The sequence below is a fragment of the Pseudomonas sp. BF-R-01 genome, assembly GCF_019946615.1.
Classification (GTDB): domain Bacteria; phylum Pseudomonadota; class Gammaproteobacteria; order Pseudomonadales; family Pseudomonadaceae; genus Aquipseudomonas; species Aquipseudomonas migulae.
The window spans coordinates 15,465-40,404 of record NZ_JAGYFX010000011.1 but is presented as its reverse complement, the minus strand read 5'-3'; the positions used below and the strand labels follow the sequence as shown (position 1 = coordinate 40,404).

The 24,940-nt window shown below is 58.9% G+C and carries 23 protein-coding genes; 8 read left to right on the top strand and 15 right to left on the bottom strand.

All coding sequences use genetic code 11. The annotated features are described in order from the left end of the window. Nucleotides 1-2: 2 nt before the first annotated feature. The 6 genes from KGB27_RS07010 to tssA are packed head-to-tail and all read right to left on the bottom strand — an operon-like array spanning nt 3 to nt 5,534. On the bottom strand, nt 3-974 hold the full coding sequence (locus KGB27_RS07010; RefSeq protein WP_223553690.1) for a DUF6402 family protein: 972 nt from the start codon (nt 972-974) through the stop codon (nt 3-5). A gap of 10 nt (nt 975-984) precedes the next feature. Further along, nucleotides 985-1,509 carry a PAAR domain-containing protein gene (locus KGB27_RS07005; protein WP_223553689.1) on the bottom strand — a complete coding sequence of 175 codons (525 nt, stop codon included), beginning with the start codon at nt 1,507-1,509 and terminating at the stop codon, nt 985-987. Between the two features lie 10 nt (nt 1,510-1,519). Further along, nucleotides 1,520-1,927, bottom strand: coding sequence for a type VI secretion system baseplate subunit TssE (gene tssE, locus KGB27_RS07000; protein ID WP_008038101.1), 408 nt, complete (start codon nt 1,925-1,927; stop codon nt 1,520-1,522). A gap of 13 nt (nt 1,928-1,940) precedes the next feature. After that, nucleotides 1,941-3,416 (bottom strand): type VI secretion system contractile sheath large subunit, encoded by a 1,476-nt coding sequence (gene tssC / locus KGB27_RS06995; RefSeq protein ID WP_008030678.1) that lies wholly within the window; start codon nt 3,414-3,416, stop codon nt 1,941-1,943. A gap of 25 nt (nt 3,417-3,441) precedes the next feature. Then, nucleotides 3,442-3,945: a type VI secretion system contractile sheath small subunit gene (gene tssB / locus KGB27_RS06990; protein WP_223415127.1), complete on the bottom strand. Its 504-nt coding sequence runs from the start codon at nt 3,943-3,945 to the stop codon at nt 3,442-3,444. A gap of 32 nt (nt 3,946-3,977) precedes the next feature. Beyond that, nucleotides 3,978-5,534 carry a type VI secretion system protein TssA gene (gene tssA, locus KGB27_RS06985; protein ID WP_008038109.1) on the bottom strand — a complete coding sequence of 519 codons (1,557 nt, stop codon included), beginning with the start codon at nt 5,532-5,534 and terminating at the stop codon, nt 3,978-3,980. A gap of 676 nt (nt 5,535-6,210) precedes the next feature. Between tssA and tssI the strand changes: the two genes are divergently transcribed. The 3 genes from tssI (at nt 6,211) to KGB27_RS06970 (ending at nt 11,087) form a co-directional block, all read left to right on the top strand. After that, a complete protein-coding gene (gene tssI, locus KGB27_RS06980) occupies nt 6,211-9,630 on the top strand; it encodes a type VI secretion system tip protein TssI/VgrG (protein ID WP_223553688.1) in 3,420 nt (1,139 codons plus the stop codon). After that, nucleotides 9,623-10,309 carry a DUF2931 family protein gene (locus tag KGB27_RS06975; protein WP_223553687.1) on the top strand — a complete coding sequence of 229 codons (687 nt, stop codon included), beginning with the start codon at nt 9,623-9,625 and terminating at the stop codon, nt 10,307-10,309. The genes tssI and KGB27_RS06975 overlap by 8 nt, the downstream gene beginning before the upstream one ends. Nucleotides 10,310-10,691: 382 nt before the next feature. Further along, nucleotides 10,692-11,087, top strand: a complete 396-nt coding sequence (locus KGB27_RS06970; RefSeq protein ID WP_223553686.1) for a DUF6124 family protein — start codon at nt 10,692-10,694, stop codon at nt 11,085-11,087. 411 nt (nt 11,088-11,498) lie between these two features. On the opposite strand, the gene KGB27_RS06965 is transcribed toward KGB27_RS06970, so the two are convergent. The 3 genes from KGB27_RS06965 to KGB27_RS06955 form a co-directional block, all read right to left on the bottom strand. Next, a complete protein-coding gene (locus KGB27_RS06965) occupies nt 11,499-11,774 on the bottom strand; it encodes an HU family DNA-binding protein (protein ID WP_003213368.1) in 276 nt (91 codons plus the stop codon). Between the two features lie 192 nt (nt 11,775-11,966). Continuing rightward, entirely contained in the window at nt 11,967-13,115 is a 1,149-nt protein-coding gene (locus KGB27_RS06960) for an NAD(P)/FAD-dependent oxidoreductase (RefSeq protein WP_207284973.1), read from the bottom strand. A gap of 20 nt (nt 13,116-13,135) precedes the next feature. Then, nucleotides 13,136-13,303, bottom strand: coding sequence for a rubredoxin (locus KGB27_RS06955; RefSeq protein ID WP_007954349.1), 168 nt, complete (start codon nt 13,301-13,303; stop codon nt 13,136-13,138). A gap of 201 nt (nt 13,304-13,504) precedes the next feature. Between KGB27_RS06955 and KGB27_RS06950 the strand changes: the two genes are divergently transcribed. Both KGB27_RS06950 and ubiA read left to right on the top strand, forming a co-directional pair. Then, nucleotides 13,505-14,056 (top strand): chorismate--pyruvate lyase family protein, encoded by a 552-nt coding sequence (locus tag KGB27_RS06950; protein ID WP_008038114.1) that lies wholly within the window; start codon nt 13,505-13,507, stop codon nt 14,054-14,056. Continuing rightward, complete coding sequence (gene ubiA / locus KGB27_RS06945; protein WP_008038125.1) at nt 14,056-14,946, top strand: 4-hydroxybenzoate octaprenyltransferase; 891 nt, start codon at nt 14,056-14,058, stop codon at nt 14,944-14,946. Before KGB27_RS06950 ends, ubiA begins: the two co-directional genes overlap by 1 nt. Before the next feature lie 66 nt (nt 14,947-15,012). Here ubiA and KGB27_RS06940 read toward each other — a convergent pair whose 3' ends face one another. Continuing rightward, nucleotides 15,013-15,402, bottom strand: coding sequence for a hypothetical protein (locus KGB27_RS06940; RefSeq protein ID WP_223553685.1), 390 nt, complete (start codon nt 15,400-15,402; stop codon nt 15,013-15,015). Between the two features lie 153 nt (nt 15,403-15,555). On the opposite strand from KGB27_RS06940, the gene phoB reads away from it, so the two are divergent. The 3 genes from phoB (at nt 15,556) to KGB27_RS06925 (ending at nt 19,077) form a co-directional block, all read left to right on the top strand. Continuing rightward, the gene (gene phoB, locus KGB27_RS06935; RefSeq protein WP_007896474.1) at nt 15,556-16,245 is read left to right on the top strand and encodes a phosphate regulon transcriptional regulator PhoB; all 690 of its coding nucleotides are present in this window, start codon (nt 15,556-15,558) and stop codon (nt 16,243-16,245) included. Between the two features lie 81 nt (nt 16,246-16,326). Then, nucleotides 16,327-17,613 carry a phosphate regulon sensor histidine kinase PhoR gene (gene phoR / locus KGB27_RS06930; RefSeq protein WP_219739792.1) on the top strand — a complete coding sequence of 429 codons (1,287 nt, stop codon included), beginning with the start codon at nt 16,327-16,329 and terminating at the stop codon, nt 17,611-17,613. Between the two features lie 123 nt (nt 17,614-17,736). Further along, nucleotides 17,737-19,077, top strand: a complete 1,341-nt coding sequence (locus tag KGB27_RS06925; protein WP_008030693.1) for a hemolysin family protein — start codon at nt 17,737-17,739, stop codon at nt 19,075-19,077. Between the two features lie 123 nt (nt 19,078-19,200). Here KGB27_RS06925 and KGB27_RS06920 read toward each other — a convergent pair whose 3' ends face one another. The 5 genes from KGB27_RS06920 to pstA all read right to left on the bottom strand — a co-directional run bounded on the left by KGB27_RS06920 (nt 19,201) and on the right by pstA (nt 24,925). Next, entirely contained in the window at nt 19,201-20,097 is an 897-nt protein-coding gene (locus KGB27_RS06920; protein ID WP_192417719.1) for a peptidoglycan DD-metalloendopeptidase family protein, read from the bottom strand. A 206-nt stretch (nt 20,098-20,303) separates the two neighbouring features. Continuing rightward, nucleotides 20,304-21,260: a response regulator gene (locus tag KGB27_RS06915; RefSeq protein WP_008038130.1), complete on the bottom strand. Its 957-nt coding sequence runs from the start codon at nt 21,258-21,260 to the stop codon at nt 20,304-20,306. 168 nt (nt 21,261-21,428) lie between these two features. Further along, entirely contained in the window at nt 21,429-22,190 is a 762-nt protein-coding gene (phoU, locus tag KGB27_RS06910; RefSeq protein WP_008030696.1) for a phosphate signaling complex protein PhoU, read from the bottom strand. Between the two features lie 71 nt (nt 22,191-22,261). Beyond that, complete coding sequence (gene pstB / locus KGB27_RS06905; protein WP_008030698.1) at nt 22,262-23,095, bottom strand: phosphate ABC transporter ATP-binding protein PstB; 834 nt, start codon at nt 23,093-23,095, stop codon at nt 22,262-22,264. Between the two features lie 159 nt (nt 23,096-23,254). After that, on the bottom strand, nt 23,255-24,925 hold the full coding sequence (gene pstA / locus KGB27_RS06900; RefSeq protein ID WP_008030699.1) for a phosphate ABC transporter permease PstA: 1,671 nt from the start codon (nt 24,923-24,925) through the stop codon (nt 23,255-23,257). Nucleotides 24,926-24,940: the final 15 nt, after the last annotated feature.

Genomic DNA, 24,940 nt, shown 5'->3' with positions numbered 1-24,940 from the left:
GATTACTTAGATCCAGAGCGCGATAAATATTCGTCAAAATCGATTGGACCAAGATGAATAATAAAAGACACGTCATACAACTTAACAGTCGTGTAAACCATCAAATCGCCACCCTTATTATGTAGTTTCCGATACCTATTAAAATGACCGTTGGTGACTTTGTAATATTCAACACCTGATTTTTCAATCACTGCAGGCTCAGTAAAATAGTCAATCGGGCCTGGCCGGATTACGCCCTCTGGCGACCAGTAGCCCAGCAGCTGGTCATCCCCTACGTTAAGAAAGTCGTAGGTATCTCGAACATAAAGGCCAACTTGCTCGACCTCGATCGCGGGGAATCCATGATCATTCTCGATAGTCCGAAATTTAGTGGCCGCGACCTTAATTACAAATGTTCCCAGTGCACCGTATACGTCGTCTAACGCATCAGTTGCTTTCTCCCAGTCCGACGCCCCAAACCTGATCAAGTTGAATTGGGAAATATCTTCTAACTCAATGGCGGTTTTATCGCTGTAATCCAGATATGCGCCTTTTAGCTTTTTCGACTTTGCGTCCAACAGCCCAAGTCGCTGAAGTCGAGTCATTAATACAACCAAGCCTCTCGACAGTTCATCAAGCGAGCCTTTAACTCTACCGGCACTTCCGTTGAATTCTGATGTTGAGGAAAAATCAGAAATATACTCATCAACCTTCGGCTTCACACGATCCGACGCGGTAAACAACCACTCGAACGGTATATCGGTTATCAGTTTTTCCGCACTCAAGGTACTCGCTGAAACATCGCCTTGTTTAACCGCCTTTGGCAGCTCATAGGGAGCACCGGAGAACCACTTACTCATGACACGAGCGGAAACCGTCCACCCCAATTTGTTCATAATTTTGGGGATGGAGGAAAGCGGAAACGTCTTGGCTTGAACGTTCTGGCCTTCTTTATTTTGAGCTGGAGTCAATGGAGCGGTAATAGGTGCGGGCATAACATGAACCTCAATAAATGGCGATGGAGCTTTGGGGCTCTAGCAACAAAGTGACCCCTTCAGCAATCGAGGAGCCAACGACCGAGGTTTTGCCTGCACTATCCGTGACACCGGTTATTTCTTTTCCAGAGTCCGTGCGGATTGTGTAAGCGCGATCCGCAACCGGTTCACCTGTTTCCGGATCAGTCACAACGAAGTGCTCGGTAAACGGCCACTTGATATCCACCGGCAACGGCGCCACAAACGGCACCGGCGAATGCGAATTCCCGATAATCACCGTCCCGGACCCGGCCGTAACCTTGTTGCCATGCGTCCCAACGGAATCCACCGTCGCAGCCGGTTTCCCGTTAATCAAAACCGTCGTCGCCAACCCGCCCGACATCGCACCACCACACGCCGAGGCATCACCTTGGCGGGCGGCCGCGAGGCCGTCGAAGAAGACGTCGCCGGAACCGGCGGCGATCGGGTTGGTGCCGTGGCCGGGGAGCGGGCAAGCGGTGGGGTCGGATACGCGTGCTGCTGGTTTGCCGGACATACGAATCTCCTTAAGTGACCTTTACTTGACCGCTGCCATCCAGGCGCGCGGCGAAACTGACCTGGCGCTTGAAACCATCAACTTCCAGCAGGCCTTCGATGCTGAAGGACAGGCGAAGCTGATCGTTGTCACGCGGCAGGGAGATGACACGCACGTTGCTCAGGCGCGGTTCGTAGGCTTCGATGAAGCTTTCGATGGCCAGGCGGGCCTGACTCAGGGAGTCGTGCAGGCTCAGGCGCATGTCATTGAGATCGGGTAGCCCGTAATCGGACAGCGTTTGCACGCTGCCCGCACGGGTGCTGAGCATCTTGGCCAGATGGGCAGCCACGGACGCCATGGCGGAGACCTCGCGGCTCCAGCCGACGCGTTTGTCCGCGTCGCCACCCAGGCGTTCGAAAAGGCTGCCGTATCCAGTCATGAGTTAGCTCCGCTTACTCTTTGTCCAGCTTGCCAACCAGCGACAGGGTGAAATCGGCACCCATGTACTTGAAGTGCGGGCGCACGTTCAGGCTGACGCGGTACCAGCCAGGCTCGCCTTCGACATCGCTGACGATGATCTGGGCAGCGCGCAGCGGACGACGGCCACGAACTTCGGCGCTCGGGTTTTCCTGGTCGGCCACGTACTGACGGATCCACTTGTTCAGTTCCAGCTCGAGGTCGGTGCGCTCTTTCCACGAACCGAGTTGCTCGCGCTGCAGCACTTTCAAGTAGTGAGCCAGGCGGTTGACGATCATCATGTACGGCAGTTGGGTGCCGAGCTTGTAGTTCAGCTCTGCTGCCTTGCCTTCTGCGCTGATGCCGAAGAACTTCGGCTTCTGCACCGAGCTTGCGGAGAAGAACGCCGCGTTGTCGGAGCCTTTGCGCATGGTCAGGGAAATGAAGCCTTCCTCGGCCAGTTCGTATTCACGACGGTCGCTGACCAATACCTCGGTAGGGATCTTGGTTTCGATTTCGCCCATGCTTTCGAAATGGTGCAACGGCAGGTCTTCAACCGCGCCACCGCTCTGTGGGCCGATGATGTTCGGGCACCAGCGGAATTTGGCGAAGCTGTCGGTCAGCTTGGTGCCGAACGCGTAGGCGGTGTTGCCCCACAGGTAGTGCTCGTGGCTGTTGGCGACGGTTTCTTTGTACACGAACGATTTGACCGGGTTCTCTTCCGGATCGTACGGGTTGCGCAGCAGGAAACGCGGCACGGTCAGGCCAATGTAACGGGAGTCTTCCGACTGGCGGAAGCTCTGCCATTTGGCGAATTGCGGGCCTTCGAAGTGATCTTTCAGATCCTTCAGGTCCGGCAGGCCGGTGAAGCTTTCCAGACCGAAGAATTTCGGGCCGGCGGCGGCAATGAACGGTGCGTGGGACATGCACGCAACGCTGGACACGTACTGCATCAGTTTCACGTCCGGCGAGCTTGGGGACATGAAGTAGTTAGCGATGATCGCGCCTACCGGCTGACCACCGAACTGGCCGTATTCAGCGGTGTAGATGTGCTTGTACAGGCCAGCCTGCATCACTTCCGGCGAATCTTCGAAATCGTCCAACAGGTCTTCTTTGGAGACGTTGAGGATTTCGATCTTGATGTTTTCGCGGAAGTTGGTGCGGTCGACCAGCAACTGCAGGCCACGCCACGACGATTCCAGGGACTGGAAGTCCGGGTGGTGGAGGATCTCGTCCATCTGACGGCTGAGCTTGGCATCGATCTCGGCGATCATGCGGTCAACCATGGCTTTCTTGACCGGCTCACCGTTGTTCTGCGGCTTGAGCAGCTCTTCGATGAAGGCCGACACACCGCGCTTGGCGATGTCGTAGGCTTCGTCGTCCGGCGTCAGGCGGGTTTCGGCGATGATGCTGTCGAGAATGCTGTATTCGCCGTTCTCGTTACTCTTTTGCTGCGCTGCACTCGTGCTCATGTTGGCTTCCTTGGCTGATGGAGACTCAGGCGTCCTGGGCTGCGGCGTTCAGGCCCAGCTCACCCAGTACGCGACCGCGGGATTCGTCGTCGGCGAGAACGCCTTCGATGGCTTTGCGGAACGCAGGCGCGTTACCCAGCGGGCCTTTGAGGGCCACCAGCGCGTCGCGCAGTTCCATCAGTTTTTTCAGCTCAGGCACTTGCTCGACCAGGCTGGCCGGGTTGAAGTCCTTCATCGAGTTGACGCGCAGTTTCACGGCCAGTTCTTCAGTGTCGCTTTCTTCCTGAAGACGGTTCGGTACGCTCAATGTCAGCTGCAGCTCTTGCTTGGCCAGCACCTCGTCGAAGGTCATCTTGTCGATGCTGATCGGCTTGCGATCTTCGACTTTGCGTTCGTCCTTGCGGTGGGTGTAGTCACCGATTGCCAGTAGTTTCAACGGCAGTTCGATCTCTTCCTGGGCACCACCGGTGGCAGGTTTGAACGTGACGTTGATGCGTTCCTTGGGGGCTACCGAGCCTTCTTTGGCCATGGCTTTTCTCCTTGCGGTTGTGGCCCTGGGGCCTATTCGAGTACCACTTCGAGATCGAGGTGGCACAGCCTGCGATAAATCTCTTCCTTGCGTTCACGTACGGCATGGTTCTGCGGCAACAACTCGCAGCAGCTATGCAGTAAATGCAGCACTTCCAGCGCAAGATCGGGCTCCCAGGCGTGCAGGCCTGAGTCCTGTAATGTTTGGTCGAGGGTTTCGAGTTGGGTCTTGGCCAGTTCGTATTTCTTGGCCATGAAGCACAGCCGCGCGAGGGCGAACTGCCAGAAGAACCTCACGCGCCCGCCGTTGGCGCTTTGCAGGCCCTGCTTGAGGATTTGCACAGCGGCCTTGAGGCCGTCCTTGCGCAGAATCGGCAGGACTTCTTCGAGCGCCAGCTCCCAGGCCGGCTGGGTGTCGGCGACTTCGACTTTGCGTGGCGCACTGGCGCTTTGCAGGTGCGGCATGACGTTGGCGCTGATCCAGGCGCGGGTGGCCGGATCGGCAAACGGCGCGCCGTCATGGAAACGCAATTCGACGATACCGGGCAGGCGCTGAACCAAAAGCGCGAAGTGGATTTCCACTTCGCGCATCGCCATTTCTGCGTTGAGTGCCTGGAGGCATTCCCAGACCATTCGCTGGCCATCGAACCAGAACGGCGCCTTCGCCAGGCTCGCCTCCAGTTCCACCAATAGGTCCGCGTATTTGCCCTGATCGTAACGGTCCTGATAGGCCTTGAGCTTGTCCGCCGGCAAACCGCGCAGCACGGTGATCTGCTCGGCATTACGTTCGGGGACAGCATCGATGGGCAACCACAACAGCGTGCGATTGAGGCGCAAGGCGCGCAGGTCGGTGGCTTTCTGCTTGAGCCACCAGGCGCACAGCGGCCGGGCGCTTTCTTGCTGCGCGCGCAGGGCTTTGTGGGCTTCTTTTTCGTTGTCGATCGGCGCGCCGGGCGTCAGCAGTTGCGTCGCGACTTGTTTGACCTGAGCCACGGCCGCACCCACCACGCCTGGTTCCGGCTGGTTGTCGGCGGCGCGTTGCACCATGTTTTTCAGACGGCGGGAGATTGGCAACAGCAACGGCGCGTCGTCACCCAGGTGCTCGGTGCACGCGGCGTCAAGGCCTTCCAGGTGTTCCACCAGACGGCGGAACATCGGCAACTGCTCTTTGATCGCGACGTTTTCGGTCAGCACCTGCTCAAGACGCGGCACCAGCCAACTGATCGCAGCGGAGCGCGTACGTGCCTTGTTCGGGTGGACTTCGGCCCAGTGGCTTTCGCACAGGTAGTGCAGCAAACCGAGGCCGGCGAGCAGGCCTTGGAAGGATTCGCGCTGGTACAGGGCCCAGGTCAGCCAGGCGCCGACGCGCAAATCCTTGGACTGGGTGCGCAGCAGGTTTTCGCTGTTTTCACGGATTTTCAGCCAGTCGATCTGACCGCTTTCGTGCATGGACGAGGCTTTGGCCAGCTCGCTTTCCAGTGACTCATATTCGCTCGAAAAGCGAACATCCTCGCCCGCGAAATTCTCTTTGGAAACAGAGGCTTTTGCGAGATCGAGGTAATGAGCAGAAAGTTTGCTTGAGTAGGACATCCATGGCCTTTAGTTTGGATTACGGTCATACGCTCATTGGAGTTCCAACGGCGTGAGACAGAATCAAAGAGCTGCGAAATGTCTCATCCAATTGAGATCGTGCTCTTTCAAAGTGGGCGCATCGTACTCACGATGATGGCCACTAGCAAGCACCCGATTAAACAATAAGACGAAGCGCGTTTATCTCTCGTAGGAGATCTCCCTATATGTAGCAAGGGGATCCCTGATGTCAGTTTAATAATTCAGCGCTCGACCCAACGCCCTGAAACCGTTGAGGTAGAGGCCTCCGACTCTTTCACCTGAATAAACCGCATATTCATTGCCGATTGCTCCCTTTGGCAGGCGCGCAGCATGCCAAAAACTAAAAAATATAAATGTAGGAGCATTCCGAAATGTTACGGGTATCGATGAACAAAACGACGAGTGACAACTGTCGATAAGAAAAGTGCCATCACTATGATGGCCACTTTGAATTTAAAACAAAGTTCCAAAATGGAACTTCGGGTATCTGGGAAATATCACACCACTCTTCAAGATCCTTCCTACATCAATACTTTGCATGCCTTGTTAGCGTGCCCGGCATTTTGGCGACTTAATCCGGGCACGTATGGCTCGGTTTCGCCGATTTTTTCTTTCAGCTTAAGGACGAGCGACTACGTAGCAAAAGGATAAGCGCATGCTTGCATCGGCCAACGTTGCCCACTTCACCCTCCTTATCCCGACGATTCGCAACGACTTCAAAGTGCTGGCCTTCGAAGGCACGGAAACCATCAGCGCCTTGTATTCGATTCAGGTTGACCTGGTCAGCGAGCATCCGGATTTCGATCTGGAAAGCTTGCTCAACCAACCCGCCTTTCTACAGTTCGGCCTCAACGGCGAGGGCATTCATGGCCATGTCACCAGGGTGTCCGTGGGCGAAGTCGGCAAGCGCCTGACCCGATATCGCATGCACCTGGTGCCGGCGCTGCATGACTTGCAGTTCAGTCACGATCAGCGAATTTTCCAGGGCCTGACGGCGCCGCAAATCATCGCTCAGGTACTCAAGGGGCACGGCATTCAAGCCGATGCATTTAGCTTCCACGTCAGAACGAGTCCCGAGCGCGAATACTGCACCCAATATGGGGAAAGTTGTTTTGAGTTCGTCCGGCGACTGTGCGCCGAGGATGGCATTGCGTGGCATCACCAGCACTCACGGGAAGGCCATGTGCTGGTGTTCAGCGATGATCAGACCGCCTTTGCGAAATTGGGCGAAACGCCCTACCTGCAAGGCGCCGGCATGGTGGCGGAGCATCCGGTCGTCAGCCAGTTTTCCATGCGTTACAGCACTCGCCCCAGCAAAGTCACCCGCCGAAACTACGACCCGAAACACCCGAGCTTGCTGCTGGAAAGTCGCTTCATCGCCGAGTTCAGCCCCGAGCTTGAAGACTATCGTTACCCGCTGTTTTTCGAGACCGAAAAGCACGGCAAACAGCTCACTCGGCAAGCACTGGAGCGGCACCGCGCCGACTATCAATTGGCCAAGGGCAAAAGCGATCAACCGTGCCTGCGCAGCGGCCACTTTTTCAGCCTGATGGATCACCCACGCGCCACGTACAACGACCTGTGGCTGTTGCTCAGCGTTACTCATATCGGCAAACAGCCGCAGGTGCTGGAAGAGTCAATCACTGACACCGAGGGCAGTTTTACCCAGGGCTACCAAAACAGCTTCAGCGCGATTCCCTGGGACGTGTTTTATCGGCCGCCGATGCCCGCACAACGCCCCGTGCTCGTCTGCCAGACCGCCCGCGTCACCGGGCCTGTCGGGGAAGAGATCTACTGCGATGAAGACGGTCGCGTCAAAGTCGAATTCCATTGGGACCGCGCTGAGCACAACAGCGAACAAAGCAGTTGCTGGCTGCGGGTGGCGTCCAGTTGGGCGGGGGATCATTTCGGCGCGGTGACCATTCCGCGCATCGGCATGGAAGTCCTCGTCACCTACCTCGAAGGCAATCCAGATAACCCACTCATAACCGGTTGCCTGATCAACAAGGTCACACCGGCGCCCTACCCCTTGCCCGAAAACAAAACCAGAACCGTGCTGCGCAGCCACAGCTCGCCGCATACCGGTGGCTATAACGAACTGTCGATCGAAGACCGCGCCGGGCTGGAGTTGATCTACCTGCGAGCGCAGCGGGACATGGAGCAGAAGGTCGGGAACGACAGCCGACTGGACGTGGGGAATGAGCGTCGGGAAGCGATCAAGGGCAACAGCATCGCGGTGCTTGGCGCGGAAGAACATCGCACGGTTACGGCGGATAGAAAGGTTCAGCTCAAGGCCAGCGACTATCTGCAAATTGCCGGGAGTAGCCACAACCAGATTGGCGAAGCGTGGGTGGTTGAGGCCGGTGAGCACGTTCATATCAAGGCTGGCGCCCATCTGGTGCTGGACGCGGGCGCCAGCATTACGTTGAAGGCCGGTGGTCACCACGTCGTGATCGATGCGGGTGGAGTGTTCAGCAGTAGCGAGGTTGAGGTCGGTGGTTCGCCGGGAACGGGGATGGCGGCGCATGCGTTGTTGCCGGGGACGGTCGCGGGGTTGTTGGCGGCGGTTGTGCCTGAGCCCCCGTCGTCGGAAGAGAATGAGTCGGATGAGCTGGAGGAGGAGGAGGAAGAGGTTGAAGAAGAAGGAATTACTTTACGTATTGGGGTGTTTTTTGATGGGACTGGGAATAATCGGTCCAACAGTGAAATGGTTGCCGGGTGTTATGCGCGGGATGTGAATCTGCTGGAGGAGGCTGAGGATATTCTGCAGTTTTGTCAGGCGAGGGGTTATGACGGCAAGGGGAATACACCGGATAACAGCTATGGGAATGACACGAGTAATGTGGCGAAGTTGTATGAGCTGTACACCGATGACAGTAAGCGGTTATTGGCTGTTGAAGAAACCATCGGGTACATCCCCGTTTATCTGGATGGCATCGGTACTAGCAGTGGCGAACAGGATTCACTTTTTTCACTAGCAACCGGCGTGGGTGAACACGGTGTATCAGCGCGGGTTGCGCAGAGTCCAACGCTTATTCTCGAAAGGGTTGAACAGTTCAAGCGATCCAATCCTGATCGAAAGGTTGAACGTGTCGAGTTCGATATCTTCGGTTTCAGTCGCGGTGCCGCAGCTGCGAGGCATTTTGCCAATGAAGTACAGAAAGGAGAGAAGAGTCCATTGGCGGCGCAGCTACCCGCCAATGCTACGTTGTTTACCGAGGAGTTTTCCTGGCGCGCCAACACCGATGCCTCCATCAACTTTATCGGCATTTTCGACACCGCTGCTGCAGTAGGCAGCGTGGCTGACGGCGACTTTAGCGTCCACGACGCCAATAACCCCGGGGTCAATTTGTACTTGGCACCCGATGTGGCAAAAAAGGTCGTGCATTTAGTGTCGCGGGACGAGCGCCGCCATAACTTTTCACTCAACAGCGCCGGCGCTGCTGATATCGAGCTGCCCGGCGTCCACTCCGACTTGGGTGGAGGGTATATACCCAACGTCATTGAACGAGTTTTGCTTAGCAAGCCGCGCTGCAGCCGCGACATGGAACTTTACGTGCCTTCCACAGCGTCAACCGCCTATCGTTGGGCTCAGCAAGAGCTAGGTCGCCTTCAGGATCAACTCAATCTGTATGGGCTGACATTGGAGGTGAAAACTTGGGCGGTGGAGATGATCAGCAACGCAAAAGGCGACAGATCCAATTCGAAGAATGTCTATGCGGCGGTCCACAGCGAGCGGATTGTGCGCAACGATTTGGCGTTGGTTTACCTGCGAATCATGCGCGAGTTGGGGGCCAGGCACGACGTCCCGTTCAAGGTCATTGACGAAGAGGATCAGACGTACGCATTACCAACAGAGCTGAAATCGATTGCCGAAAAATTGATGGCTTATGCGTTAGGCGAAACTCGCCGCACGAGCCTGAGCCTCGACGAAGAGGAGCTGCTGTACCGCCGCTATATCCATCTGTCTGCGAAATGGAACGCAGCCAAAGGCTGGAACAATAGTGACCTGAACATCGTGTTTATCGATCGCCCCGCCGAAAACTATAAACGCGTGGTGCATCCCAATGCTTAGGTGCTCACCCTTGCTTAAGTCCGGCTTTGCGTTGCTATTTGTGTTGTTGGGAGGATGTGCCTCTGTCGAGAGCAGATCATTACCTTATGACGCATGGAGCCTAGATTTTTTTTCGCCTGACTATATGGAAGTCTGGATCGAAACGGCCGGTGTCGTTGATATCAATGAGCGCGTGTTCCTTCGCGCGGGCAGCGGTATACCGGCTATGGGGTATCCACGAGCCATGAGCAAAGGCGTACCGTCCGAGTTCAGAGGTAAGCCAGCGGGATGGCGAGAAGATCCTGGAGGAAAAGGCCGGTATGTTACCGGGGCTGACCTGCCTCGTTTGGTCTATGTGCGCTGGCAGTCCATGGCAGAACCGCAGACCTACGGGGCCTACATCGAAATCCCCGAATCTGCGCGGAACACCATGCTCAAGGGTGAAAGAGCTTATTGCGGCGCGGTAGGCAAATGGAAAACCGATTACCGAAAGTTTTTGACTATCGGCCTGGCGCCAGGAGGAATCGCCAAGGTGTGGTTAGGTGGGCCTTGTCTTAAATCGACCGAAGTCACTCGAGTCCAAGGCACGATCAGTCCCAAAGGCCCCTACGGGGGAACGTCCAATGGAAAACATCGGCCGCTTTCAGAAGAGTCAAAAGCCTATATCGAAAAGTTCGGAATCCCCTATGGAAGTTGGTAAGGAACATCAAGATCGCAATGATTAAACGTCGCCAGAGAGCGCTTGTTTAAAACGCCTCAAGGTTACGTCCTGCAAGCTACAACACCTTGCGTCGTTGCCTACGGCTACGCCAGAATCCGCCGGCTTGTGCGCCTTGGGGGCGGTCGGTAACTTGGTTCGTGTCACTGCTCATCAGTGATCGGGTTTAGTCGCCCGGCTAGTCATCTACGGTTGCACAAGTGTCATCCTGTCAGGTGTTTGCCTGCACTTGATGGTGGCTGTGCGCATGGCGCCCTTGGGCGCGCCGGGTTTTGGTGACTTTACCGGTCGACTAACTTGCGCACAGCCGCCTCCCTTTCGTTTAGTCGCGAAATGGTCACGGCCCTACTATAGGAAAGTAACCATGTTCAAGGTCACACCAAACCCACCGGAAACCGATCCGATCTCCCCATACGAAAGCCCCGACTCAAACAAACTCAACGAAGCCGCCGAACGCGCCCTCGACCATCACTTCCCGCCAACCGAACCCAAACCACCGAAACGCAACGGCCAGCTCTTCAGCGTCTGCCCCGGCATCAACACCGAAGCCCTCCTCGCCAACGCCTCGGAAGACCTGCTGTCCATCAGCGCCATCGCTGCCGACCTCGCCGACGATGTGGACGGTTCACGCCGCTCCGTAGCCCTGGCGCTCAGCCGCATGGCCGACGGGGTGCATTTGTTGGTGGAGCGGGCGCTGGATCACCTCGATGATCCGGAAATGGCGGCGATTTTCGCCAGGCAACAAAGTCGAACCGGCTGATTCGCCACGCACGTAAACCTGTAGGAGCCGGCTTGCTGGCGATGGCGGTGTGTCAGGCGACATTGATGTTGGTTGATCGGGCGCTATCGCCGGCAAGCCGGCTCCTACAGTGATTGTTGTCAGCTCAAAAGATGGGGAGGCCCTTGTCACTGAATTGCTGCGGGGGGAGTGGGGAATTCGCTGGTACATAGGACTGTAGGAGCCAGCTTGCTGGCGATGGCGGCGTGTCAGGCGACATTGATGTTGGTTGATCCACCGCTATCGCCAGCAAGCCGGCTCCTACAAGGGTTTTGTGTTGTCTGATCCGTGGGCGCCCGGCATGAAACTCGTGGCCATAAAAAATGGGCACCCAACCTGGTTGGCGTGCCCATTTTTTGTTCCGCTCACCCGCTATGCGGGTGTCGGTGCGTGTTACGGATTAACGCTGTCTTTCAACGATTTGCCTGGCTTGAACGCAACGGTGTTGCTGGCCTTGATTTTGACGGGCTCACCGGTTTGCGGGTTTTTGCCGGTGCGTGCGCCGCGGTGGCGTTGCAGGAAGGTGCCGAAGCCGACCAGCGTCACGCTGTCCTTGCGGTGCAGGGCGCCGGTGATTTCTTCGAGAACGGCGTTGAGAACGCGGTTGGCCTGTTCTTTGGTGAGATCTGCTTTTTCCGCGATGGCGGCGGCGAGTTCTGGTTTACGCATTAGTGAAGCCCCTTTGACGGTTTTTTGTTGTTATGTCCGTGCTGTTCTCGTTGGAACAGCGCCCAAAGCGCCGCAGGTGCTCTACTCTGCGGCAGACGGGAGTGAGAATGGCACGCACGGAAGAGCCGCGCCAGTCTCGGCGCGACGTTTGTGGGGGCAAAAGCGGGGTGATTCCGACAGAACGACCGGTATTTACGCCAGCAGCGGTGGAAGTTCTTTGTTCAGTGCGAGTTTTTCCATCACCGCCGCGCCTGTCAGGGCATAACCGAGCAGTTTTCCGGCGGCATCGCGGCATAAAACCTTGATGTCAGCGCCCTGCCCTTCGACGGTCCAGACGCCCTCCAAACCCCGTGGTGGCGGCGAAACCACCAACGGGCAAACCGGCGTTTTGACGGTGATCGGCATCGCGCCGTAGCTCACCGCTGTCGGGTTGCCGGCGAGGGTTTGTGCCAGCGCTCTCGCACAGCTCATGAGGGGCATCACGTACAGCAAATTCAGCCCGTCGACTTCAGCGCAGTCGCCCAAGGCGTAGATGTTGGCGTGAGAAGTTTTCAGGTGGCGATCGACCACCACGCCGCGATTGACCTGCACACCGGCGGCGGCCGCCAGGTCGATGCGCGGACGCAGGCCGATGGCGGAGACCACCACGTCGCACGGGATGACCTGACCGTCCGATAGATGCGCTTCCAAACCCTCTTCAACACGCTGCAAGCGGTTGAGCACCGGCCCGAGGTGGAAACGTGCGCCGAGGCTTTCCAGCCCGGCCTGGACCGCAGCGGCTGCCGCCGGGTGCAACAGGGTCGGCATGACCTGTTCGCACGGTGCAACCAGCTGCACCTCGTAACCGCCAAGGATCAGGTCATTGGCGAATTCACAGCCGATCAGGCCGGCACCGAGCAACAGCACCCGACGTTTGCCGGCCGCTGCCGCACGAAAGCGCGCGTAGTCTTCGAGGTCGTTGATCGGGAACACGGCGTCCGCCGCATCACCTTCGATGGGCACGCGCACGGTTTCGGCGCCCCAGGCCAGGATCAGGTCGCGGTAGATCACTGATTCTTCGCCGATCCACAGGCGTTTGTGGCCCGGGTCGATGCCGCTGATGCGCGTGTGGGTGCGCACTTCGGCCTTCAGCTGTTCGGCCATGGCGCCGGGTTCGGCCATGCTCAGGCCGTCGGCGTCTTTGTTCTTGCCGAAGCCCGTGGAGAGCATCGGCTTGGAGTAGGAGCGCCCGTCATCGGCGGTAATCAGCAGCAGCGGGGTTTCGCTATCGAGTTTGCGAAACTCCCGGGCGAGGTTGTAGCCAGCCAGCCCGGTGCCGACGATCACGACAGGTGCGTTCATTCCTTACTCCTCTAAATGTCTTAGTTGATTTCGATCATTTCGAAATCCATCTTGCCGACGCCGCAGTCCGGGCACAGCCAGTCTTCCGGCACGTCTTGCCACAGGGTGCCCGGCGCAATGCCGTCATCCGGCCAGCCGTCGGCTTCGTTGTAGATCAGGCCGCAGACCACACATTGCCACTTTTTCATTCAGGTACATCCTCAGGATTCAGGCTTATTGCCGGCGCGAACGGTCGATGGTTGCAGCGCTGCCGTCCGGCTCAGGGCGTTTTGTACTGATCGGGCCCGGCAGATGCAAGCCTGTTCGACGCAATGGGGCGCCGGATCAATCAAAATCACCGACCGACATGGTAAGCTCGCCGCCTCATTTGCTGCCAATAATGACTCACTGTGCCGCACTCAAAACCTCCTTTCTGGCTTCCCCAAAGCCGACTTTCGCCGCTCCCCGACACGTCTACCCTCGACTGGTTGTTCGACGAAGGTTCGCTGACCCGACGGCTGACCCGTCTGTCGAATGACAGCTTCAGCGTCACGCCGCTTTTCGAAGGCTGGCAACCGCTGCGCGCGGACGAATGCGCGGCACTGGACCTGGCCGAAGACAGTGAAGGCTGGGTGCGCGAGGTGTATCTGCGCGGCCACGGTGAAGCCTGGGTGTTCGCCCGCAGTGTGGCGGCACGCAGCGCGTTGCAGGGCGACGGGTTGCACATGGACGAGTTGGGCAGTCGCTCGCTGGGCGAGTTGCTGTTTTGCGATCAGGCGTTTCAGCGTCGCGCCATCGAGGTTTGTCACTATCCTCAGGAGTGGCTGCCGGTGGAGTGCCGGGCACCTGAATTGTGGGGCCGTCGCTCGCGCTTCGACCGTGGCGCCTTGAGCGTGCTGGTGGCCGAGATTTTCCTGCCGACCTTGTGGCACGCCACCCGCGCCCATCCGGAGAACTGCTGATGTACCAGAGCCTGCTCAAGTCCCTGAACCGCTTGAACCCTCGGGCCTGGGATTTCATTCAGCTGACGCGCATGGACAAACCCATCGGCATTTACCTGTTGCTGTGGCCGACGCTGTGGGCGTTGTGGATTGCCGGTAAAGGTTCGCCGTCGCTGGCCAACGTGGTGATCTTCGTGCTCGGCGTGGTGCTGACCCGCGCCGGCGGTTGCGTAATCAACGACTGGGCGGACCGCAAGGTCGATGGCCATGTGAAACGCACCGAACAGCGCCCGCTGCCGAGCGGCAAGATCAGCTCCAAAGAAGCGCTGGTGTTCTTTGCATTGCTGATGGGCGTGAGTTTCCTGCTGGTGTTGTGCACCAATGCGCCAACGGTGTGGTTGTCGTTCGGCGGTTTGGCGCTGGCCTTCACTTACCCGTTCATGAAGCGCTACACCTATTACCCGCAAGTGGTGCTGGGCGCGGCGTTTTCCTGGGGGATGCCGATGGCGTTCACCGCCGAAACCGGTGAACTGCCGGCAGCGGCGTGGTTGCTGTGGATCGCCAACCTGCTGTGGACGGTGGGTTATGACACCTATTACGCGATGACTGATCGCGACGACGACTTGAAGATCGGTGTGAAATCCACGGCGATTCTGTTTGGCGAGGCGGACCGGGTGATCATCCTGACCTTGCAAGGGTTGGCGTTGGGTTGCCTGTTGCTGGCCGGGTCGAAATTCGAGCTGGGTGGCTGGTTTCACCTCGGACTGCTGGCGGCGGCGGGCTGTTTTGCGTGGGAGTTCTGGTACACCCGTGGCAAGGACCGGATGCGCTGCTTCAAGGCGTTCTTGCACAACCATTGGGCGGGGTTGGCGATTTTTGTGGGGATTGTTTTGGATTACGCGGTGCGGTGAGGCGGCTGACGCCTTCGCGGGCAAGCCTCGCTCCTACGGAAACGAGGCCGCCGTTTCGGATCGGGCTTACATCTTCGGCCCTTGGAGCACGTGCCAGACGTCCTTCACTTTGTCGCCCGTTTTGTCACCCGGTTTCGCGTCCTTCTTGAAGTAGTACAGCGGTTTGCCGTCGTAGGCCCATTGCATCGAGCCATCGTCACGCTTGATGACGGTCCATTTACCTTCAGCCTTGGCACCCGCCTCCGCCTTGAGCGGTGGCCAGTACTCTTCACACTCACCGGTGCACACCGACTTGCCGGCGGTGGTGTCCTTGTCGAACGTGTACAAGGTCATGCCCTTGTGGTCGACCATCATGCCGTCTTTCATCATCGCCGGCTCAGCCGCGAAGGCCATGGTTGGCAAGGAAAGCGCAGCCGCCAACAGCAGGGCTTTAAAGGAATGCGAGTATTGCTTCATGGAAACCTTCCTTTTGTGGTTGTCAGGATTCGGACTTAGAGAATAGATCAGGATCATGACAATCGCCGGGCGACTAAAATACTGTCACACGACTGCAATAATTCCGTTATCTAATGCGGCGCAAGACAGTTAAATGACAAGAGGATTAAAGGCATGGTTGGCAGGAGCATTCTGATCGTCGACGACGAAGCGCCCATTCGCGAAATGATCGCCGTTGCGTTGGAAATGGCCGGCTATGACTGCCTGGAGGCCGAAAACTCGCAGCAGGCCCACGCGATCATCGTCGACCGCAAACCGGACCTGATCCTGCTCGACTGGATGCTGCCCGGCACCTCCGGCATCGAACTGGCCCGCCGCCTCAAGCGCGATGAGCTGACCGGGGACATCCCGATCATCATGCTCACCGCCAAGGGCGAAGAGGACAACAAGATCCAGGGCCTGGAAGTCGGCGCCGACGACTACATCACCAAACCGTTTTCCCCTCGTGAGCTGGTTGCGCGCCTCAAAGCCGTGCTGCGCCGCGCCGGCCCTACCGATGGCGAAGCGCCGATTGAAGTCGGCGGCCTGCTGCTGGACCCGATCAGCCACCGCGTGACCATCGACGGCAAACCCGCCGAGATGGGCCCGACCGAATACCGCTTGCTGCAATTCTTCATGACCCACCAGGAACGCGCCTACACCCGTGGCCAGTTGCTGGATCAGGTCTGGGGCGGCAATGTGTATGTAGAGGAACGCACCGTCGACGTGCACATCCGTCGCCTGCGCAAAGCCCTCGGTGATGCCTACGAAAATCTGGTACAAACCGTGCGCGGCACCGGCTACCGGTTTTCCACCAAAGCCTGATTCAGCCCTTTCCCGCCCGACAAGCTGACAAGGACGCGCGTTCAAGTGAACCAAAACTGGCATGGCACCCTGATTCGCCACATGCTGCTACTGGTCACCGCCTGCCTGGTGATCGGCCTGATTACCGGCTACTACGGCTGGAGCCTCGCTGCGGGCCTGGGCCTTTACCTGGCCTGGACCCTCAAGCAATTGCTGCGTCTGCACGAGTGGCTGCGCCTGCACAAACCCGATGAAGCGCCGCCCGATGGCTATGGCCTGTGGGGCGAAGTGTTCGACAGCATCTATCACCTGCAACGCCGCGACCAACGCGTGCGCGGACGCCTGCAAGCGGTGATCGACCGGGTCCAGGAATCCACCGCCGCGCTGAAAGACGCGGTGATCATGCTCGACACCGACGGCAACCTCGAATGGTGGAACCGCGCCGCGGAAACCCTGCTCGGTCTCAAGACGCCGCAGGACAGCGGCCAGCCGGTGACCAACCTGGTGCGCCACCCGCGCTTCAAGGAATACTTCGAGCAGGACAGCTACGCCGAGCCGCTGGAAATCCCTTCGCCGATCAATGATCGACTGCGCATTCAGCTGTACATCACCCGTTACGGCAACAACGAACACTTGATGCTGGTGCGCGACGTGACACGCATCCATCAGCTGGAACAGATGCGCAAAGACTTTATCGCCAACGTTTCCCACGAACTGCGCACGCCGCTGACGGTGATCTGCGGGTATCTGGAAACCCTGCTCGACAACGTCGATGACGTGAACCCGCGCTGGACCCGTGCCCTGCAGCAAATGCAGCAGCAAGGCGGGCGCATGCAGACGTTGCTCAACGACTTGCTGCTGCTGGCCAAGCTGGAAGCCACCGATTACCCGTCGGACAACCAGCCCGTGGCCATCGATGGCTTGCTGCAATCGATCAAGGGCGACGCTCAGCAACTGTCCGGGCAGAAAAACCAGCGCATCACCCTGGAAGCCGATCCGACGATTCTGCTCAAGGGCAGCGAAGCCGAATTGCGCAGTGCGTTTTCCAACCTGGTGTTCAACGCGGTGAAATACACCCCGGCCGAAGGCAATATCCGCATTCGCTGGTGGGGCGACGAGCAAGGCGCGCACCTGAGCGTGCAGGACTCCGGCATCGGTATCGACAGCAAACACCTGCCGCGCCTGACCGAACGGTTCTACCGCGTCGACTCCAGCCGCAACTCCAACACCGGCGGCACCGGGCTTGGGCTGGCAATCGTCAAACACGTGCTGCTGCGCCACCGCGCACGGATGGAAATCAGCAGCGTGCCGGGCCACGGCAGTACATTTACCTGCCATTTCGCGCCGGCCCAGGTCACCAAATCCCGGGTCATCAGCACGGCCGACTGATACCGGCCAGCATTCGCCACTAGGCAAGCACCCGGTCAGCCGCTACATTGGCTGACTTGTGCCTGCCTTTCAGGCACCGCATTGACCCCCTTTTCGAATACACGGAACCCGCAAAACTCCATCATGGACCCTTCCCCTGGCTTGACCCTCGCAACACTCTTTGCCGACTTCGGCATGATTCTTTTTGCTCTGATCCTGGTGTTGCTCAACGGATTTTTCGTTGCGGCGGAATTTGCCATGGTCAAACTGCGCTCGACCCGGGTCGAGGCCATCGCTGATAAAAACGGCTGGCGCGGGCACATCCTGCGCACCGTTCACAGTCAGCTCGATGCCTACCTGTCGGCCTGCCAATTGGGTATCACCCTCGCCTCCCTCGGCCTTGGCTGGGTCGGTGAACCGGCGTTCGCACACATCCTCGAACCGCTGCTGGAAGCCGTCGGCGTGCAGTCGGCCGAAGTGATCAAGGCCGTGTCGTTCTTCGCCGCGTTCTTCGTTATCTCGTACCTGCACATCGTGGTGGGTGAACTGGCGCCGAAATCCTGGGCCATCCGCAAACCCGAATTGCTGTCGCTGTGGACCGCCGTGCCGCTGTACCTGTTCTATTGGGCGATGTACCCGGCGATTTACCTGCTCAACGCCAGCGCCAACACCATCCTGCGCATTGCTGGCCAGGGTGAACCCGGCCCCCATCACGAGCACCATTACAGCCGTGAAGAACTGAAACTGATCCTGCACTCCAGCCGTGGCCAGGACCCGAGCGACCAAGGCATGCGTGTATTGGCCTCGGCGGTGGAAATGGGCGAGCTGGAAGTGGTCGACTGGGCCAACTCCCGCGAAGACCTGGTGACGCTGGAGTTCAACGCGCCGCTCAAGGAAATCCTGGCGATGTTCCGTCGCCACAAGTTCAGCCGTTATCCGGTGTACGACAGCGATCGCCAGGAGTTCGTCGGCCTGCTGCACATCAAGGACCTGCTGCTGGAACTGGCCGCGCTGGACCACATTCCCGAGTCGTTCAACCTGGCTGAGCTGACCCGACCGCTGGAACGCGTGTCGCGCCACATGCCGCTGTCGCAGTTGCTGGAACAGTTCCGCAAAGGCGGCTCGCACTTCGCACTGGTCGAAGAGGCCGATGGCAACGTCATCGGCTACCTGACCATGGAAGACGTGCTGGAAGTGCTGGTCGGCGACATTCAGGACGAACACCGCAAGGCTGAGCGCGGGATTCTCGCGTACCAGCCGGGCAAGTTGCTGGTTCGCGGCGATACGCCGTTGTTCAAGGTCGAACGTCTGCTGGGCATTGACCTGGACCACGTCGAAGCCGAAACCCTCGCCGGTCTGGTGTATGAATCCCTGAAACGGGTGCCGGAAGAGGAAGAAGTGCTGGAAGTTGAAGGTTTGCGGATCATCATCAAGAAGATGAAAGGGCCGAAGATTATTTTGGCCAAGGTGTTGATGCTGGATTGAGCCCTACCCCTGTAGGAGCCGGCTTGCTGGCGATGAACGATAACGCGGTTTCACATGACACCGCGGCGCTGCCATCGCCAGCAAGCCGGCTCCTACAAGGAAGGCGTCAGCCCAGGCACCGCATCACTGTTTGCCCAACGCAAAGTTGGGCAATGCCCCCACCGGTTGATTGAACTGGTACGGAATCGACACCAGCCCCATCCCCGTATTGCGCTGCACCACGAAATGCAGGTGCGGCCCGCTGCTGTTGCCGGTGTTGCCCGACAGCGCCAGCGGACTGCCCACCGACACCCGCTGCCCCTCGCGAACACTCACCGAACCCCGCTTGAGGTGCAAGTACACGCCCATCGTCCCGTCATCGTGCAGCACCCGCACGAAATTGCCTGACGGATCGTTGCCGCGCCCGGTCTGGGCGTTCTCGGTTTTCACCACTACCCCGCCCCGCGCGGCAATGATCGGCGTGCCCTCAGGCATCGCGATATCCATGGCGTAGCGATTCTTGGGGCCGAAGTGGCTGTACTGGCCATTGGCGCCCTGGCTCAGCCGAAACGGTCCGCCGCGCCAGGGAAACGGGTATCGATAGGCCATGGCGGCTCCTGAGGGATCACCCAGGAAGTATTCAAATCTGGGGGTGTACGCGAGCGGCCTTTCAGCCCGCGTCGCCGTGAGCAGCGCCAGACGAATGCTGCTGCGCGCCGGCATGACCCGGCGAATCGGCCGGCTCGGCGCACCGCTGACGTTCTGCAGCCCGGCAAAGCTCAACTCGATCTGTACCGGCGCGTACAGGTCGTTGCGCACGTACACGCTGTCCACGCCTTTTTTCTTGGTGATGACGAGGTACACCTGACGCTCAAGGTGCTCGACCATGCGATCACGAAAAGTGAACACCTTGGAGCCTTTCGTGGGGCGGTCGCTGTAGGAGACCACACCATTGGCATCGGTGGATTTGTAGATGGTCATGGCCATGGCCGTAGAGGACGCCATGAACAGACCACAGCAAAACAGCAGGCGCGCGAGCATGGGCAGGATTCTGTCGAGTAAGGCCTGGGGATGAGCCTAGCAGCTGCAATGGACCCGGGTAGTCGGCAGATGTTTCAAAATGGGCTGTTGCGCAGATGTGCGGTGTATGTGATGGCCCCATCGCTAGCAGGCTAGCTCCCACAGGGAAATGCATTCCAATGTGGGAGCTAGCCTGCTAGCGATGGCGGACTGTCAGGCGACGAAGGTTATGCGCCTGGAACGAAATGCTTCTGCGCCGTACCACGTGCTATCAAACGGGAGATGTAATCCAGTTTCTGCGCATCCTGGTCGACAAAGCGGAACGTCAGTTGCAGCCATTCGCTGTCGGGTTTCTGCTCGTGGGCGACGATGGCGTGCAGGTAACCGTTCAGGCGGGCGACTTCAGCGTTGTCGCCCTGCTCCAGATCGAGCACGGCGCTGTCGAGCACTTGCGGCAGGGCTTCGCTGCGTTTGACCACCAGCAGCGCTTCCTTGAGGCTCAACGCCTTGATCACGCATTGCTGAATGCCATTGGGCAGGCGCAATTGGCCTTGGCCGCGACCACCGGTAGGCGCTGCAGACGCCGCCGGTGCTTTTACCGGCGGGCTGTTGAGCAGGCCACGGGACGGGGCAGCCGCCGCGGGTGCTGGCGCGGGGGCAGCGGCGGCAGGTCGGGCAATCGGTGCAGCAGCAGGTGCAACGCTGGCCATGGCAGGCTTGCCGCCGGTCAACGCGCTCAAGGAATCATTGCCGAACGCCGAGTTCATTTTGGTTGGCGCGCTGTTCATCAAGGTGTCGAGCTTGCCGACCTTGTTCAGCGCCTGCTTGACCTTGGTCAGCAGTTGTTCGTTGGTGAACGGCTTGCTGACGTAGCCGGATACACCGGCCTGAATTGCCTGGACGACGTTCTCTTTGTCGCCACGGCTGGTCACCATGACGAAGGGCATGGTCTTGAGGTTGTCCTGCTCGCGGCACCAGGTCAGCAGTTCCAGGCCGGACATTTCCGGCATTTCCCAGTCGCACAGGACCAGGTCGAACGCTTCCCGCGCCAGCAAGGCCTGAGCCTTCTTGCCGTTGACCGCGTCTTCGATCCGGATCCCCGGGAAGTAGTTGCGCAGGCACTTCTTCACCAGGTCACGAATGAACGACGCATCATCCACGACCAATACACTGACCTTACTCATCCATCACCCCTTTAAAAAATCCCGGCAAGCATACCGCTTTACTGATGGCGCATCGCCATAAACCTTCAGTCACGCCGGGACTTTTCGTTCGCGGGTGCTGCATTCAAATTCACAAACCCGTAAACAAAAACGCCCGGCCAAAAGGCCGGGCGCTTTACTTGGGCAATCTTACTTATCGTCAACTTTGCCCGGAACATTAGCGGTTTCACCACTTGTGCCTTCAACTTCTTCTTTCATGCGCTTGAGGCCCAAGTGACGCACGTCGGTGCCGCGCACCAGATAAATCACCAGCTCGGAAATATTGCGCGCGTGGTCGCCGATGCGCTCCAGCGAACGCAGCACCCAGATGATGCTCAAGACCCGCGAGATAGAGCGTGGGTCTTCCATCATGTAGGTGGCGAGTTCACGCAGGGCGGTCTTGTATTCGCGGTCGATGATCTTGTCGTACTGCGCCACCGACAACGCCAGGTCGGCGTCGAAACGGGCAAACGCGTCCAGTGCATCGCGAACCATGTTGCGCACCTGGTCGCCGATGTGGCGCACCTCGACATAGCCGCGCGGGGCTTCGCCTTCTTCACACAACTGGATGGCGCGACGGGCGATCTTGGTTGCTTCGTCACCGATGCGCTCAAGGTCGATCACCGACTTGGAGATGCTGATGATCAGACGCAAGTCGGACGCGGCCGGCTGACGACGGGCCAGAATGCGCAGGCATTCTTCGTCGATGTTGCGTTCCATCTGGTTGATCTGGTCGTCGATCTCGCGCACTTGCTGGGCCAGGCCGGAGTCGGCCTCGATCAGCGCGGTGACCGCGTCGTTGACCTGTTTCTCGACCAGCCCGCCCATGGCCAGGAGGTGGCTGCGCACTTCCTCGAGCTCAGCGTTGAACTGCTGGGAGATGTGATGGGTAAGGCCTTCTTTGCTAATCATGTTGGCGTCCTTGGAGCGTCCGGTAAGGTGCGGTGGACCGCAGCGTCAGTTCAGTGAGCAACAACAGCTTCCTAGCCGTAGCGACCAGTTATGTAGTCTTCGGTCTGCTTCTTCGCCGGATTGGTGAACAAGGTGTCGGTGTCGCCGAATTCCACCAGTTTGCCCATGTACATGAACGCCGTGTAGTCGGAAACCCGCGCGGCCTGTTGCATGTTGTGGGTCACGATGACGATGGTGAATTTCGATTTCAGTTCGTAGATCAGCTCTTCGACTTTCAGCGTCGAGATCGGGTCGAGTGCCGAGCACGGTTCGTCGAGCAGCAGCACTTCCGGTTCCACGGCGATGGTGCGCGCGATCACCAGACGTTGCTGTTGACCACCGGACAGGCCGAGTGCCGACTCGTGCAGACGGTCTTTGACTTCGTCCCACAGCGCCGCGCCTTTCAACGCCCACTCGACGGCTTCGTCGAGGACGCGCTTTTTGTTGATGCCCTGGATGCGCAGGCCGTAAACCACGTTTTCGTAAATGGTTTTCGGGAACGGGTTCGGCTTCTGGAACACCATGCCGACACGACGACGCAGCTCGGCTACGTCTTCGCCCTTGCGGTAGATGTTGTTGCCGTAGAGGTTGATTTCACCTTCTACGCGGCAGCCGTCAACCAGGTCGTTCATGCGGTTGAAGGTGCGCAGCAGCGTGGACTTGCCGCAGCCGGACGGGCCGATGAAGGCGGTCACGCGCTGTTTCGGGATGTTCATGCTGACGTCGTACAGCGCTTGTTTGTCGCCGTAGAACAGGCTCAGGCCCGGCACTTCAATGGCCACGGTTTCCTGCGCAAGGCTCAGGCTCTGTTTGTCGCGGCCCAGGGCAGACATGTTGATGCCGTGGGTATGTGTTTCGTGCTGCATGGGAAGCTCCCTGTGCTGACAAATTCGGTTCGGTTGTCCGCTGGCCTCACATAATGGGCCAGCGGTGTTGCCGTCCTGTAGGAGCGAGGCTTGCCCGCGAAGGCGTCCTTGAAATCGCCTTCGCCGGCAAGCCTGGCTCCTACAGGGAGCGGCGCTAAATTAGCTATCCAGCGCTTTGTATTTCTCGCGCAGGTGGTTACGGATATAAACGGCCGACAGGTTCAATGTCGCGATCACCAGCACCAGCAGCAACGCGGTGGCGTACACCAGCGGTCGTGCGGCTTCGACGTTCGGGCTCTGGAAGCCGACGTCATAAATATGGAAGCCCAGGTGCATGATCTTCTGATCAAGGTGCAGGTACGGGTAGTTGCCATCCAGCGGCAGCGACGGCGCCAGTTTCACCACACCCACCAGCATCAGCGGCGCCACTTCACCGGCGGCACGAGCCACGGCGAGGATCATGCCGGTCATCATCGCCGGGCTGGCCATCGGCAGCACGATCTTCCACAAGGTTTCCGCCTTGGTCGCGCCGAGGGCCAACGAGCCTTCACGCACGGTGCGAGGAATCCGCGCCAGGCCTTCTTCGGTGGCCACGATCACCACCGGCACCGCCAGCAGCGCCAGGGTCAACGAAGCCCAGAGCAGACCCGGCGTACCGAAGGTCGGTGCCGGCAGCGCTTCAGGGAAGAACAACCGGTCGACCGAGCCGCCCAGCACGTAAACGAAGAAGCCCAGACCGAACACGCCATAAACGATCGCCGGAACGCCCGCCAGGTTGTTCACGGCGATGCGGATAATCCGCGTCAGCGTGTTCTGCTTGGCGTATTCACGCAGGTAAACCGCCGCCAGTACGCCGAACGGAGTCACGATCATTGCCATGATCAGGGTCATCATCACGGTGCCGAAGATGGCCGGGAAAATCCCGCCTTCGGTGTTCGCTTCACGCGGGTCGTCGCTGAGGAATTCCCAGACCTTGCTGAAGTAGAAACCGATCTTGGTCATCGTACCCATGGCGTTCGGTTGATAGGCGTGAACCACTTTGCCGATGCCGATTTCAATCTCTTTGCCGTTGGCATCGCGGGCCGTCAGGCTATCGCGATTGAACTGGGCGTGCAGGTCGTTCAGGCGTGCTTCGATGTCCTGATAACGTGCGTTCAGCTCGGCGCGCTCGGACTCCATGTCCGCTTGCGCGGTGGCATCGAGCTTGCCGGCCAGTTCCAGTTTGCGACCGTGCAGACGGATGCGTTCGAGGCCTGAGTTGATCGCGCCGATGTCGACTTTTTCCAGGGTCTTGAGCTGAGAGGCGAGCTGATTGACGCGGGCAACACGGGCCTGCAACTCAGGCCACGCGGCTTCGCCTTCAGCGATGACCTTGCCGTCCTGCTTGACGTTGACCAGGTAGCCGTAGAAATTGCCCCACTCGCGACGCTCGATGGCCATCAGCTCAGGCGGCGTCTTCTGGTTGGTCAGCCACTCGCCGACGATCCAGGTGAAGTCGTTGCCGTTCAAGTCACGGTTGCCGACCTTGATCAGCTCGCGGGTCATGAACTCCGGGCCTTCGTCAGGCACCGGCAGCCCGGCGCTTTTCAGGCGCGCACGCGGCACTTCTTCTTTCTGCACCACTTCGCCGATGACCAGGTGATTGGCCTGGCCCGGCACGTCGTAGCTGGCGTGAATCAAATCCGCCGGCCAGAAGTGACCCAGACCGCGCACGGCAATCACCGCCAGCAGGCCAATGGTCATGATGACCGCGATGGACACCGCGCCACCGCTGATCCAGACGCCGGGGGCGCCGCTCTTGAACCATCCATTCAGGGAGTTCTGTTTCACAGACTTCTACCTTTC

Excerpts from the sequence above, each read along its gene's own strand:
- tssI (WP_223553688.1), top strand. The coding sequence starts at position 6,211 with ATGCTTGCATCGGCCAACGTTGCCCACTTCACCCTCCTTATCCCGACG.
- KGB27_RS06975 (WP_223553687.1), top strand. The coding sequence starts at position 9,623 with ATGCTTAGGTGCTCACCCTTGCTTAAGTCCGGCTTTGCGTTGCTATTT.
- KGB27_RS07010 (WP_223553690.1), bottom strand. The coding sequence starts at position 974 with ATGCCCGCACCTATTACCGCTCCATTGACTCCAGCTCAAAATAAAGAA.
- KGB27_RS06920 (WP_192417719.1), bottom strand. The coding sequence starts at position 20,097 with ATGCTCGCGCGCCTGCTGTTTTGCTGTGGTCTGTTCATGGCGTCCTCT.
- ubiA (WP_008038125.1), top strand. The coding sequence starts at position 14,056 with ATGTACCAGAGCCTGCTCAAGTCCCTGAACCGCTTGAACCCTCGGGCC.
- tssC (WP_008030678.1), bottom strand. The coding sequence starts at position 3,416 with ATGAGCACGAGTGCAGCGCAGCAAAAGAGTAACGAGAACGGCGAATAC.
- KGB27_RS06960 (WP_207284973.1), bottom strand. The coding sequence starts at position 13,115 with ATGAACGCACCTGTCGTGATCGTCGGCACCGGGCTGGCTGGCTACAAC.
- phoB (WP_007896474.1), top strand. The coding sequence starts at position 15,556 with ATGGTTGGCAGGAGCATTCTGATCGTCGACGACGAAGCGCCCATTCGC.
- tssE (WP_008038101.1), bottom strand. The coding sequence starts at position 1,927 with ATGACTGGATACGGCAGCCTTTTCGAACGCCTGGGTGGCGACGCGGAC.
- phoR (WP_219739792.1), top strand. The coding sequence starts at position 16,327 with ATGCTGCTACTGGTCACCGCCTGCCTGGTGATCGGCCTGATTACCGGC.
- tssB (WP_223415127.1), bottom strand. The coding sequence starts at position 3,945 with ATGGCCAAAGAAGGCTCGGTAGCCCCCAAGGAACGCATCAACGTCACG.
- KGB27_RS06965 (WP_003213368.1), bottom strand. The coding sequence starts at position 11,774 with ATGCGTAAACCAGAACTCGCCGCCGCCATCGCGGAAAAAGCAGATCTC.
- KGB27_RS06955 (WP_007954349.1), bottom strand. The coding sequence starts at position 13,303 with ATGAAAAAGTGGCAATGTGTGGTCTGCGGCCTGATCTACAACGAAGCC.
- KGB27_RS06940 (WP_223553685.1), bottom strand. The coding sequence starts at position 15,402 with ATGAAGCAATACTCGCATTCCTTTAAAGCCCTGCTGTTGGCGGCTGCG.
- pstB (WP_008030698.1), bottom strand. The coding sequence starts at position 23,095 with ATGCAGCACGAAACACATACCCACGGCATCAACATGTCTGCCCTGGGC.
- KGB27_RS06970 (WP_223553686.1), top strand. The coding sequence starts at position 10,692 with ATGTTCAAGGTCACACCAAACCCACCGGAAACCGATCCGATCTCCCCA.
- KGB27_RS06915 (WP_008038130.1), bottom strand. The coding sequence starts at position 21,260 with ATGAGTAAGGTCAGTGTATTGGTCGTGGATGATGCGTCGTTCATTCGT.
- KGB27_RS06925 (WP_008030693.1), top strand. The coding sequence starts at position 17,737 with ATGGACCCTTCCCCTGGCTTGACCCTCGCAACACTCTTTGCCGACTTC.
- phoU (WP_008030696.1), bottom strand. The coding sequence starts at position 22,190 with ATGATTAGCAAAGAAGGCCTTACCCATCACATCTCCCAGCAGTTCAAC.
- KGB27_RS07005 (WP_223553689.1), bottom strand. The coding sequence starts at position 1,509 with ATGTCCGGCAAACCAGCAGCACGCGTATCCGACCCCACCGCTTGCCCG.
- tssA (WP_008038109.1), bottom strand. The coding sequence starts at position 5,534 with ATGTCCTACTCAAGCAAACTTTCTGCTCATTACCTCGATCTCGCAAAA.